General features: G+C 43.6%; 8 protein-coding genes and 1 pseudogene. 3 read left to right on the top strand and 6 right to left on the bottom strand.

Annotated features, from left to right (window positions below; all coding sequences use genetic code 11):
- Window positions 1-1,150 precede the first annotated feature (1,150 nt).
- The 5 genes from IS446_RS05380 to IS446_RS05360 all read right to left on the bottom strand — a co-directional run bounded on the left by IS446_RS05380 (window position 1,151) and on the right by IS446_RS05360 (window position 8,537).
- Complete coding sequence (locus IS446_RS05380) at window positions 1,151-2,659, bottom strand: serine hydrolase domain-containing protein (protein WP_203058980.1); 1,509 nt, start codon at window positions 2,657-2,659, stop codon at window positions 1,151-1,153.
- A gap of 125 nt (window positions 2,660-2,784) precedes the next feature.
- Entirely contained in the window at window positions 2,785-3,777 is a 993-nt protein-coding gene (gene bla / locus IS446_RS05375) for a class A beta-lactamase (RefSeq protein ID WP_203058979.1), read from the bottom strand.
- Window positions 3,778-3,819: 42 nt separating this feature from the next.
- Window positions 3,820-5,484, bottom strand: coding sequence for a M81 family metallopeptidase (locus tag IS446_RS05370; RefSeq protein ID WP_203058978.1), 1,665 nt, complete (start codon window positions 5,482-5,484; stop codon window positions 3,820-3,822).
- A 10-nt stretch (window positions 5,485-5,494) separates the two neighbouring features.
- Window positions 5,495-6,829: a metal-dependent hydrolase family protein gene (locus IS446_RS05365; protein WP_203058977.1), complete on the bottom strand. Its 1,335-nt coding sequence runs from the start codon at window positions 6,827-6,829 to the stop codon at window positions 5,495-5,497.
- A 70-nt stretch (window positions 6,830-6,899) separates the two neighbouring features.
- Window positions 6,900-8,537 carry an amidohydrolase family protein gene (locus IS446_RS05360; protein WP_203058976.1) on the bottom strand — a complete coding sequence of 546 codons (1,638 nt, stop codon included), beginning with the start codon at window positions 8,535-8,537 and terminating at the stop codon, window positions 6,900-6,902.
- Between the two features lie 1,469 nt (window positions 8,538-10,006).
- Between IS446_RS05360 and IS446_RS05355 the strand changes: the two genes are divergently transcribed.
- The 3 genes from IS446_RS05355 (at window position 10,007) to IS446_RS05345 (ending at window position 12,927) form a co-directional block, all read left to right on the top strand.
- Window positions 10,007-10,948, top strand: coding sequence for a hypothetical protein (locus tag IS446_RS05355; protein ID WP_203058975.1), 942 nt, complete (start codon window positions 10,007-10,009; stop codon window positions 10,946-10,948).
- Window positions 10,949-10,963: 15 nt separating this feature from the next.
- Entirely contained in the window at window positions 10,964-11,788 is an 825-nt protein-coding gene (locus IS446_RS05350; RefSeq protein ID WP_203058988.1) for a DUF3472 domain-containing protein, read from the top strand.
- A 215-nt stretch (window positions 11,789-12,003) separates the two neighbouring features.
- Window positions 12,004-12,927 (top strand): DUF6268 family outer membrane beta-barrel protein, encoded by a 924-nt coding sequence (locus tag IS446_RS05345; protein ID WP_203058974.1) that lies wholly within the window; start codon window positions 12,004-12,006, stop codon window positions 12,925-12,927.
- A 223-nt stretch (window positions 12,928-13,150) separates the two neighbouring features.
- Here the strand turns inward: IS446_RS05345 and IS446_RS05340 are convergent.
- Window positions 13,151-13,606 (bottom strand): annotated as a pseudogene (locus tag IS446_RS05340) (serine hydrolase domain-containing protein); the annotation flags it as partial.
- Window positions 13,607-13,746: the final 140 nt, after the last annotated feature.

Genomic DNA, 13,746 nt, shown 5'->3' with positions numbered 1-13,746 from the left:
TCCATTTAAATCTCGAATCTTCGGAAGGTAATGATTTTTATCGCTTTGAAACCTGCAAATTGCTATGGAGAGATTTCCGCAGGATCTTCGGATCCTTTACTATTGTTTGGTTTGATCAGGCACATTCCCTCAAATGGGAAAACGCCTGATCAAACTTTTTATAAAGACACCTTTCCATTAGGATAAGGAAAGGAGTCCTCCCCCCATCCCCACATCCAAACTAAAACACCTTCGTATCGCCTGGTAATTCCCTTTTAAAGGATAGCTATTTTTAAGGAAGCGACTGCATAAAGCCGGGTGCTTCGCTACCCTTTTTATAAGTCGCGACCTCCTTAAAAATAGCCCGTGACCAAAAAGGGAATCACGACGGCTCTGAAGGAAGTATGATAGTAGCGGAAACCATATGGTGTGTTCTAAAGGAACATACAGCTGCTTTAAGCAAAAAAAGGGAATACTCGGGATAAAGAAAGTATAATGAGGTAACACCCTGGGATCAAATGGTCGTTATTTCCAGAATAAAAACTTTAAGAAATTAAGTTTAAACGTTTACAAATGGCTCTTTTTGCTGTCCCTCTATCGGGACGTATAAAAGAGCCTGAAAGGTTAATGAAGTAGGTAATTTAGGATGAGAGCATAATGGTTTATATGCGATGATTGGCTGCAATTAGTTAAAGGTGAAAATGACTTAAAAAACTTGGGTTGCCTTTTTCCTTTCCGTAATAGTAAATACCTATTAATAACCTACTATTTTCCGGCACAACGTCTTCCATTTGTTTATGATAACTTCTCCAAGTTGTACTCTTTAAAATTTTAATAAGTTCTTCATTAATTGGTTTATCAAAGCCACTGATTTCTGAAATCTTTTTTATGGTCAGGTCAGTAGCGAATGTAATCTGAAATATGGCAAAACTTTTTCTTAATTTATACCCTCAAATTGTTTGAGTTTTGAATGTAGTTTTCCGGTTTCCCGATAAGTTATCTTATCAGTGAATATTATACCTTTTTGTAAGCGAAAGGGGATAAAAAAAGCCAAGCCCCGCTATCGCGGGGCTTGGCTTTTTATGAGCAACATCTCAAAAATCAGGATCATGATCCCGACGAAAGAGGGGGAATAATCCTGAAACACTCAAACTCCTCCTTGCCGACCCGGCTAATTGTCGAATACCGATCCGGAGAGCGAGAATTCGTTGACTGCCCCGTCGCCCCGAATGAAGATCCGGTGGTTGAATCGCACGTAGTTGAGTTCGCCAGACGGATCTTTGAGTAATTCGCCAAGGGATCCCTCGTTCGGGCCTTCGGTAATGATAAAATAGCCCTCGGCCGTGTTGGCCACATTGGCCGGCGCGGGATCCGCTCCCTTGGTCAATGCGGAGAACTGGACAAACACATATTTGTCGCCCTCTTTCCGGATCTCGATGTTCTGGGAATTACCCTTGAAGACCCCGACGAAGGGATCGAGCACAGACGGATCAACGCCCGCTGCGACCGGAGACTTGGCCTCGATTTTCGTGAAGGCGTTGACCATTGCGTTCGCAACTTTTTTGTAGGCCTCTACTCCTCGATCGCTGTGGACCAAAACCACCACGGCAAAGTCATGATCCGGGATCAGCTGCAGAAAAGAACGCGTGCCGGGCCAATTCCCCCCGTGGCTGGGGCTTATGACCCCGTCGTAGTCGTGGACAAACCATGTCAGCCCGGTAAAGTCGCCTGTCTCAGCCTCGACTGCCGGAGCATGAGCATAGTCCAGCGCCTTTTTGGACAGCAGCTGGTTCCCGGAGGCGTCCTTGCCGTCCAGCTGAAAGCGGGCGTATTTCAGCATGTCGGTAACCGTAGACCGGATTCCGCCAGAGGCTGCGGACTCTCTTATCATCGGAATATAGTACGGCTTTAGATCACTGATGCTGCCTTCCCCGTAGATCGGCGGATGACCCCATGCGTAATTTTCAGCCGGAGGTGTGGTGTCGTAATTAAAAGATGACGCATTCATGCCGAGCGGTGCGAGCAGGTGCTCTTCGATCAGGGTCTCGATCGGCTTTCCGCCGACATGCGACACCACATGGGTTGCGAAGGTGATACTGGTGTTGTTGTACATCCAGGTTTGATCGAACGGATAGATCTGCTGGATGTAAGCCCCCTGGAGCATGACCTTCTCGGAAATGGATCCACCCGGGGGAACAGGAAGGAACCCATGATCGCCATACCAGCCAGCGCGATGATGGAACAGGTCAACGACCCGTGCTTTCGATGTCGCCTCGGGATCCGCGACCCTCCACCACGGCAGGATGTCGACGATACGCGCGTTCAAATCCAAAATGCCCTGTTCGGACTGCTGCATGGCCAGAGTCGAAAGGAAGGTTTTTGTCACAGAGCCAATTTGAAATTGGGTGTCGGGGGTAACGGCCTCGTCGGTGCCTACCTTGGTGATACCGAGTCCGGCGCTGTAGGAGTTGGGCCCATGGATGACACCGACAGCAAGTCCCGGTATGCGCAGTTCCTTGATCAGTTCAGCAGTTTCGGCGATAACCGCATCAAAGGTCGCCTGGCCCTCCTTCTTTGTCATTGTTACTTTGGACGGTTGCTTTTTCTGAGCAAGAGCCGGTTGAACTGCAAATAATGAAGTCATTATAACAGCAAATAAAAGTTTCATGTATTGTTTCATGGTCCCTCTTTTTTTAAATATTTATTATTGAGTTTATTTATTGAATGCCTAGGGACTTGGCTCAACGGTGACTCAAAGCGTCATTCGAGGCAACCAATTGACAGGCACGATAAAGCTTATTTATCTTAGGGCTTTAAATAATAAAAGTCGTACAAAGTCCGGGTAACTTCTGCTATAGCTCTATCCCTATCTGCTTCTGTGGTTGTACTGCTTTTGGTGAATACCACGATCGCAAAACGTCGGCCGTCGGGTAGCGTTACATAGCCCACATCATTAGCAACACCACCAATCGTTCCTGTTTTATGGGCAACTGGGGTTCCTTTTGGTAGAAGGCCTTTTAGTCTTCCACTACCTGTACGAGTCCGCGACATAGTAGCAAGCAGGAATTCACGGCTTTTCTCACTCAAGGCCTTTCCGCTGTCTACAGCCAATAGCAATTGCAGCATTGCATTTGGCGAGCTCTGGTCACGTGGATCTTCTTGTTCGAACTCCAGGTTTCGAAGTGGTTGCTTTGATGCGAGCGTTGGGTCTTTGGCAATAGCCTCTGCAAGTACGGATGCATAGGCTTTGTCGGGCAAACCATAGAAGTCCCTTAATATTTCGCTGGTATATCGATCTACTCGAAGCTCTGTTATCCCTATACTGTGCATCTTCTTTGTTACCGCTTCGGGACCACCCGCTAATTTTAGACAAGCGTCTGTCGCTGTATTGTCACTTAAGGTTATCATCGCTTCAATTAAGTTGGCTACCGATAATTTAATGCCGGGGTGGACGAAGTTCACTGCGATCGCGCCGTCACCTGTAACCATGGTTTCTTGTTCAACATCCATTAAATCGGTAAGTTTAAGTTCACCTTTATCGACACGGTTTAGCAAGGCGACGGCAATCGCTACTTTATAAGTACTAGCCATCACAAACTGTTCATCTCCGTTTATGGTAATCTTCTTATCCGAGCCTATTTCCTGTGAGGCCACACCAATGCGGCCAACCAGCCTTTCCGAAAGTTTCTCAATCTTTTGAGAAATAGCTTCAACATTTTGTTCTTGAGCATAAGCTGGTTGAACTGTAATAAACATCGAGGCTACTACCGTAAATAATGATACCAGGTTTTGTTTCATTTTACTTTTTATAATTAATTCTTGTGTCTATCTCGAATTACATTAACCTCTTAAATTAAAAGTTGCGTTTTGGTCGAGAGGGTAGATAGGATACTTTAGCTGGGTGTGCTCGAAAAGCGAAATGTCGCGACTAGTGGTTCCGGGAACATCAGCGAGCAGTAACTTATCGGTGAAGTTTTCATAGAAGGCTCGAAAGTGCATCCCGCTTTTGACCCCTATAACGTCATATTCCTGAATGATGATGCCATGTGGCCGTCCCTGCGTATCATCATAGGTCTGGCATAGGCCGGAAATAACAATGACATCCACCGTATTCTCAGCTTCGACAACCAACCTGGCGGTAGGGCCAAGCTGGAATGGGCCATTGAAAGCGGTTCCCCCGCGAACGGTCTCATTCCCATCCGAAATGGACTTGACATAGGCTTTGGTCTTGATCGGTTCGCCTGCCAATGTCTCATATTTGCCCCCGAGACTCACATCGATCGTAGCTCCTACACCGGCAGCGACTGCGGCCTCTGCGGTTTCCGGATCGTGTATGGACATGAAAGCGACTTTACCCAGGCCCTTTGTCTCCATCAGGGCCTTCAGCAGGTGGGTGCCACCACCTCCTGCTCCGCCACCCGGATTATCCGCTGCGTCTCCAATCACAATCGGGGTATGGTCGATGATATCCCCTTTCGTTGGCAATTTACGCACATAGTGTCCGTCTTTCTCGAGCATGGCCAACACAGTACTCATTGTTGAATCCAAAGTTTCTAATGGAATGATGGACTCCTTCCGGTGATCCCAGATCCACTGCGCCAGTTCGTCCACCAGTTCTTCGGCCAGCTCGAGGTTGTTTTCGGTAGTGACCATCGGGTACACGCCACAAAAATTGCTATCCTGGTAGGGGAAACCATGCATAACAGAGCAGTTCAGAACACCGGGCCGCTTTTCTATTTCAATGCACTTTTCTTTCAATCGATTGGCAAAGGTGCCCTCCTCTTCGGTATTACTCATCCCCATCATCAGGGGCACTTTGCGATAGGCGGGGGTAGGATGCGATTCTCCTGCAAGGATGGCTGCACCACGATACATCGCATCACGTGCGCAAGCATTCATGTCCATATGAGGATATTCTTTGCAGGCACTGAAGAAATTCATATTATCCTTCATTTTATCTGTGATCTTGCCATGCAGGTCACCACTCCAGACAATCATCGTGTCCTTTCCGACCAGTTCTCTGACAGACTCCGCTAAGTCTCCTTCAAGATCGTTCGTGCTTTTTACCATACCGGCACCGTGAACACCAAGGTAGACGATGTCCATCGGCATCTGTGATTTCAGCGTGTCCATGATCTCCTTTTTCGCATCCTTCCAGGCCTGATCGCTCACTGTGCTGAAGCACCAGTCTATATAGTACATGACGCCCGGAAGCAGCTCCCATCCCTCTTCTTCACAAACATCTACCGCGCCGCCAATGGCAGTCCCTTTCAACATATTCTTAATTTGATCGCCCCGGAACGTGCGCATTCTATCGAGCGTGGTTTCGCCCATGCCTTCTGTGAGGTAGGTGTTGGTTTCATGGAAAAAACCAACATAAGAGACTCTCAATTTTTTCGAATTATTCTTTTCTTTTTGATTTTTAGAATTGAATGCAAGTAAAGGACCTGATGCTGTAGCAAGACCTGCAGCACTGGATAGCATAACAAACTTTCTTCTTTTCATTTGTTTCGATTTACTTTAAATTGTTTTTATATAAAACACCGTCTTTCATGATCACCTTAAAATTATTTTCGGGATCGGCAACTAAATCGATGTTCTCTAATGGATTGCCGTCTACCAATATCAGATCCGCATAAGCACTCTCTTTGATAACGCCTATGGGGTGTGGATAGGGGTCTCGAAGTCCGCAAAGTTTCACCAATTCGGCATTGTCGGAAGTGGCCATTTTCAGGATTTCGTAGGGGGTGTACCATCTTTTCAGTTTAGCTAGCAATCTTCCTTGCTTTTCGCCCAACTTGGCATCGAAAAGAATATCCGTACCGAATGCGGTTTTCACTTTATATTTTTTGGCTAAAGCAATCGCATTGTCCAAACCGTCCGTTACTTCAACAAATTTTGCTGTACTTATCGGGTCTTCAAATCGAATGGCATCTTCATCGTTTATGATGGGCTGCATGCTAAACCATACATATTTCTCAGCCATGAGTTTAGCGGTTTCTTCGGTGATGAGAAAAGCATGTTCGACGGATTTTGCACCAGCTCTTACCCACATTTGAATTGCGTCATCGGTATTGGCATGGATGGCGACATAGGTGTTCCAACTTGCAGCTACCTCAACCATAGCCTCGGCCTCAGCCTTGGTATATTGGGTGACATCGAGCGGGTCATACAAAGAAGATACCCCACCGCCAGCCATCACTTTGATTTGGGTAGCACCCATTCTAAGTGCCTCACGGGTTCTTTTTGTCACTTCCGGCACTCCATCCGCAATGAGTGTATGGCCTGTTCTCTGAATGTAATCCAATGCTTGATCCGGGTTAGAAGGAACTGCATTGGGTGCCAGAAAATCGCCATGCCCAGAAGTTTGGGTAATCGTGGGTCCTGATGGGTATATCCTGGGGCCAAAAATGGTGCCCTCATCTATAGCCTTTTTTACACCAAAAGAATTACCTCCAACATCTCTCACCGTAGTAAAACCTCTTAACAGGGTTTTTCCTGAATGGTGGCCTGCATTGATGCCGAGGTGGGCTAAATCTGTATTTAAAAGTTTGCTTATAGACCAGAAATTAAATACCGTATGCCAATGGTTGTCGATGAGACCGGGCATGAGTGTCATGCCTTGCCCATCAATAATACTAACATTATCGGTTTGCACAACCATCAATGGTTCTTTTGATATTTGCTTGATTAGGTTGCCCTCTACCAAAACATCTGCCTTGAACCTTTTATCAGATAGTCCATCAAAGACTTGTACATTGGTAAACAAGGTGATTTGCTTTGGTTTTTCCTGAGCAAAAAGTCCTAAACTGAGGACACAAAGGGTAAATGCAACTAGCGATTTTTTCAATTTTAAAAGAGTCTTTCAGTTTGTTTATCATTTTTTAGATATTCTGGCTCTCTCAATTTTTAAAGTTGGATTATTTTAAGCCCACTCCACCAAAATCATCTGGTACAGCATAAAATTCGTTTTCCCAACTCTCAATATCCAGAGGGACAAGTTTACTCTCTTCCACAGGTTCAAAACGGATCGGTTGACCCGGATTAACAGTATCGGGCATGACTTTGGAATCTTTTACAACAATTACCCCGTTAACTAAAACATAAGGAATTCCTGTAGATGGGGTTGTGCCCTTCGCATAAGTTGCATTGTCTTTTACATTTTCTGGACTAAAGATGGTGATGTCAGCCACCATACCTTCCTGCATACGACCACGCACCTGCATGGCTTTTAAACCCATGTCGCCTAATGGCTTGGCATAATTGTAAGAGGTCATGGATACCAATTGCATTAATGGAATGTTATTGTCCTGGCCTAAACGCAATGTTTTTGCAAATGCGCCGGAAGAGCGAGGATGAACATTGGGCAAGTCTTCATAAGGTGTATTCCTGGTCAGACCCGTAAATGGAATTAATGGCATACCATCGCTACCAATGGCCACCCCTGGCATTTTAAGCCATTCGATAACCGCTTCCTCAGGCATTTTGTATACCAAAACGGCCCTGGTGGGCTCTCTTTTCAACATTTCCTCTCGACTTTTCTGGGTGTACCATTCTCCTGTGGTCACATCTTTTACGGTTTCTTCGTATTTGTTGCCTAAAGATTTTACCCACACATCGGGCTCAAGAAAAACGGCATTTAAAGCGGTAGAACCTGCAGCATAAGGATAAATTTCGCCCCAAACATTGAAGCCTCGTTCACGCATTTTAACCAATAATTCGTGTACCAAATTGTACCCGGGATTATTGAAATGGATGGCAATAGCGGGAGCGCCCAGGGCAGCTGCATTGGCCAACATTTCCTGAATACCATTTACTTCGGCCACATCGTTACCGGGCGTACCCCTGAAGTGCATACCTATCTGACGGCCATAGGCACCTGCCAATTTTTGCAATTCATAAATTTCACGGGTGGATACCCCCTCGCGCATATAACCCACCGTTGAGCCTATACCAATACCACCCTGGCGTAAACCTGCATCCATTTGGGCTAAAATTTCGTTTCCCTGCTCCAAATTAGGCCTTGTTTTAGACCAACCATCTTTTACACGGGATTTTAAAGCATCCATCGTATAGAAGTACTCCCACTCGTTGAAACTATCTAGTACTGCTGCACGCACCAACTCATGTGCAACGGCCACCCCATAATTTAACGGAGCCTTTCCTTCTCGGCGTTTATACCACTCATCTAATTTTGGTCCGTAGGCCCCGACTTCCAAATCCAAAATGGTAGTACGACCATCGCGAAGCATTAAACGATACATATAAGGTTCCATGCAATGCTGGTGGCCATCAATAAAGCCGGGAGCAACCACATGTCCGGTAGCGTCAATAGTTTCTTTACCAGAAATAGACTCTTCGGTGATTAAGGCAATTTTTCCGTCATTAACACCTACGTTCCGAATACCGTCAAAATTGGTTTCGGGGTCCATTACACGACCATTTAAGATCACAACATCAAATTCCTGATTCGAATCTGCTCCCCTTTTAGAAGTTTCTTCATTACAACTGGTAAAAAGAAGTACGTTGATCAATAGGATTAAAAGTGATTTACCCATTGTATAAATATTTGATTCTCAATTAAATATAGTGATTATTTTTGATGCAATCAATAAAAATATTCGATGTAAATTTCTTCCTGCGTTGTACTGTTATTCTTATCAACCGCAGGGCAATGGTTCGTGGAGGATGGGTTTAATGGTGTATCCGATGGAAACGAATAGCCTGGTTGGGTTCATGGATATTTTTGCCTTTTTTAGAAGTACTACACTAGCCATGAAATAGAGTCAATGTTGCTTACTATTGTTTTTTTGTCTTCTATTTTTTTTATCAAAATTTTTGTTTCTGATATTCTCTTTCGCGATTTTATTTGATCATAGCTATTAACAGTCCTAAGTTATTCCCACCTTTTCCTGTACTGTATCATGTTAGTAGAAAAATAGAAAGGAATAGCGAGAGGGTAACACGCCAAGGCATGTTACGTTTAGTACAATTCCTTTCAAGCCTGCGTGCATATTGGCAAACTCAGGCATCTCATTTTACTAAAAACCAAAGACTGTTTAGTAAGCTAGTAGTACGTCTATTTTTTAATGTTTTCTTTCAATCTTTCTTCAGTCCTCTTCTCCGACAACCTGCTCTAAAGGACTGAAAAATTGCGATCTGGAACCTCTAGATGGTCTTTAATTTTTATGTAATTTTACCATTGAAAGATTTCCAAAGGTTACCCATTCGGTTACCTGGAGGGAGACAAAAAGGAACAATTCAGTGTTTAATTGACCTGACGAAATAGGATCGACATACTGTCTTCCCGACCATAAAAAGCCAAGTAAAAAATTGCTTGGCTTTTTTTATTCCCTGAAACGTCAAAAGCAAGCTTTTGTAAGTGGAAGGAATGAAAAAAGAAAACCTCGTGCTAGCGAGGCTTGGCTTTTTATGAGCAACATCCTCTAACTCAGGATCATGAGCAGAGCGAATAATCCCGGGGTTAGACTTTACCCTTTATATGATCTTGGTAGAATAAAAAAATAAAAGCAATGCGAAAGCATATGCTGAACTTTATTGAGCAACATCTCCCCTCTCAGGTTCACCGAACAAGATGAGGTAATCCTGAAATCAAATCGGTCACATTCCAAAATTCAAATTTTAAGGTTCATATTCTTGAAAAGTTCATAGAACAAGGAATTTCGAATGAGAACGTAATGGCTTATATCCGATGATTATCAGTTTGTAACAAAACAAGCTATAGGTCGTCAATAAAAAAGAATGGATGAAATTTCATTGTACTGCTTTGGCGAGGTAATATGCATGGCATTCTTACCAGTCAAATAAAAAACACTAACCAAAACCAACCTCGATGAATCTAAAACTAATTCTAATAGCAGTAGTATGCTTACTTACAACTGCATGCAAGGATAAAAAAGAAACAGTCCAGAACAATACCTTAAACAACACGACCGCTCATACATGGGACCTCCCTGATAGCTTATCGACCGAAAGAATTTCTTTCACTTTAGGTCTAAAACAAGCTGTGGCTAAAACCTCCTGGACCGGCTTTGGTGCAAAAAAGACCGAAGGAACCCTGATCTACTTCAACGGGGACCGATCTGAAATATTTTTCCCTAATGAAAAAGTGCTTCAAACTCTGGATACCTACGAAACATACAGTGCCGATTATGTGATGGCCCCCAGGACAGACGACATTCCATACCATATGGAAAATATGCTGAGTTTCGATGAGGCAGACAGCTCTCAGTTTTACTTTGATCGTCCTGTAGAACAGTATTCAACTGTTGAAGAAATTCACCAATTCATCCCATCTGTAGAAAGCACAGAAATGTGGACCACCATGGTGTTACATGAAATGTTTCACCATTATCAATTCAATAATGAGAAATACCGGGAATACGCCAAAACTTTCATTAGCGCCCTCCCCTTTAATCCCAATGATTTTAGAACTCTTGCCAAAGAAGATGAAGACTTCTTGCCCATGATCCAAAAAGAGAACGACTATCTCATGAAAGCCATTTCTGAGGGGAATGCGACCGTTAGGGATTCACTAATTTCAACCTATTTAAAAGAAAGAAAAGTACGTATTAAAAAATACAGCACAGAATATCCTGACCTGGAACAAGTAGAAGATTTTTACGTGATACAGGAAGGTTCGGCAAGGTATATGGAATACAAAAGCATGCTCGTTTTTTCTGATTATGCCAACCAGGTCGATGCTCCGATAATCAAAGGTGATACTATGTTTAAAGGGTTTTCAGAATTCAAAGAAATTGACCTGAACGCCCCTGCATTTAACTACCTGGTCTATGCCGGAGCTACAGACTATCACTACACCATAGGCTTCAATATCTTGCGCCTGTTGGATGCATTAGGCGTCGAATACAAATCAGAACTACTCGAACATCCGGAAAAAGGATTGCACAACTACCTGGAGGAATATCTAAATTCAAGACGAAACTAATCACATTTCCCGGAAATTAAGATAGGGAAGCCAAGCAACTTTTACTTCGGAAGAAGAGACCCTTCGGTTCACCTTCCTTACGATGTCCCTTCCGAACAGGACGTACAATGGTTTTACAACGAGGTTACCGTACCGGAAGGAGAAGACCAATTAGGATCATTTTTTATGGCCAACGGACACGCACAAGGATATTTTGGCATGCAGGTAAACTCCGAGCATGAGAGGCGTGTGCTCTTTTCTATATGGAGCGGCTATACCACAGATGATCCCAATCAGATCCCGGATGATTACAAAGTAACCAACCTCGGCAATGGTCAAGGCGTAACCGTCCTGGATCTTGGAAATGAAGGGTCGGGAATCCAGAGTTTTATCGATGTGGATTGGAAAGCCGGGGTAACCTATAAATTCTTACTAAAGGGCGAGCATGCAGCGGTTGCAGGCTCAACCGATTATACAGGATACTTCTTTGACCCCGAAAAAGGAAATTGGAAATTGATCGCAAAATTGGGAAGACCCAAAATAAGCACGCACCTAACAGGCTTGCATTCCTTCCTCGAGAATTTTATTCCCGGTACAGGATACCTCACCCGCCGTGGGGCATATGGAAATCAATGGATAAACACGACAGCTAATGGTTGGATTGAATTAACCAATGTAAAATTTACCTATGACAGCACGGCCTCTCAAGGACATCGTTTGGATTATGCAGAAGGGGGCATTGGAAACACCTTCTATTTAAAGAACTGTGGCTTTTTTAGTGAAAATACCCCCTATGGCCTAACCCTCACACGCAATCCTTCAGCAATACCACCCGAAATTGACTTTTCACCTATACCTTAATCAACATCACTGTTTTGAGCTAAAACTCCCGTATCCATGAGGGGTTATCCTGAGCGTAAAAGTTCTTTCCTTCAGAGGCTGAAAACTTTTAAATAATACAATTTAAAGGTTCGGAAATAGTTCGTTTTTTTGTTTCATTATTGGGCTTATGTAGATTGCCTTTATGTTAAATGGCCCTCGAAATCGGTAACCTGATAAAGGTCAAAACATTCAAAATGAAAAGAATCATTGCTTTATTATTTGTCCTCGGAGCGGTATCATTCGCTGCTGCTCAGGAAACCTTAGATATATTAACCGTATCCGGACATTTTGGTACACCACAACCTTTTGAGCCCGGATCTACTTTTACCGGAGAAACAACCGAAAGAGGCGCTATGGTTAATCTGGTGGTACCGATCGTATTGAACGACAAACAAATCTGGTATAACAGTGTTAACTACATGCAGTGGAATGTCAAAAATGACATTGCGATGGCCGATGATATCGTTAACCCTATTAATATTCACGGATTTATTCTAAGAACAGGATTGATTCAAAAGCTTTCAAACGGCAATTCTATTCAGGTAGTATTTATGCCCAGGCTAATGTCTGATCTCAAAAAAATAGACCACAAACACTTCCAGTTTGGAGGTACGCTTATTTATGAAAAAATATATCACGAGGGATTGAAGATCGGCTATGGGGTATTGTATAACCAGGAAACTTTTGGACCTAATGTCACTCCCCTGTTGAACCTGGAATGGAAGATCTCTGAGAGGTGGTCTGTGTCAGGGTTACTGCCTATTTCCTCTAAAATAAAATACCAGGCAACCGATAAATTACAACTGGGGATGCATCATTTCGGCTTGGTCACTTCATATCGATTAGGTGAAGAAGCGTATCAGAATGACTACATACAACGATCAAGCATCGACCTGGGATGTTTCCTCAGGTACAGGATTATGGGAGGAATTCATGTTGAAGGCAGATATGGGTATTCTTTTGGCAGAAGTTACGGTCAGTATAACCAAGACGAAAAAATCGATCTGGCATTACCTCTTTTTACCCTTGGAGATGATCGAACTCAGCTCAATGAGAATGCTAATTTTCGCAATGGAGCCTATGCTAATGTCAGAGTTGTCTACGCCATAAATTTATAATGTGATCTACCTTTAACATCAGCCGCATCAAACGTAATATGGTTACATCCTTTAGCTTGTATCGTACAACTAATTCATCAAAATTCGTGAACCAATTCAGGCCATACCCCTCTACATTAAGCAGCTTTTAACCTGAGTAACGGCGGACATAGCCAGATAGTTCCAACTAGTTATCCCGGCTAATTATTTTCACAATGCGGTTGATCATAATTTCCGATAGATCTCATTCACAACCTTCAAAATCTGTGGTGTTGATAAATTGCACCACTACCGCATCAATATCTTTGTGGTATTCCGCAAGACTTTGATACCCCACAACCAAACCACCGTGATCGTATTCATAGGGGTAGATCTCTTGCTCACCCGCTTCGAATACAGAACCATCATTCAAAGCTCTTAAAAATGTCCCTACATCCTGAGCGGTAGCCAACATGCCATACTCCCGTTCTTTAAAGTCATCATCATAGCCCACATAATAGCCGCTCATGACATCGTCGAGATCAACTTCAGTAATTGAAAAGAAGGTGTTATTGAGATTCAAAGGTTCCAGTATTCTTTCTTTGATATAATCATGATGGCCATACCCTAATACATCGTCCATGATATTGCGAAGCAACAAATAATTGGTGTTCGAATACGCATATCCTTCCCCCGGGGCAAAGCTGGCTGGCAGATCCAGGCCTTTACCAGGATCCATGGCACAAAGAACAGGGATATTACTGTTCCAACGAGTAACAGTGTCCGTACGATCCATTTCGCTTTTTTGTTTTTTATCATCTTTTTCGTTCCGGAGTTCTATTGTACTGCCTCTACCGCATT

Origin of the sequence: Robertkochia sediminum, assembly GCF_016786255.1 — a bacterium.
Classification (GTDB): Bacteria; Bacteroidota; Bacteroidia; order Flavobacteriales; family Flavobacteriaceae; genus Robertkochia; species Robertkochia sediminum.
This window is presented reverse-complemented; position numbering and strand designations above follow the sequence as displayed.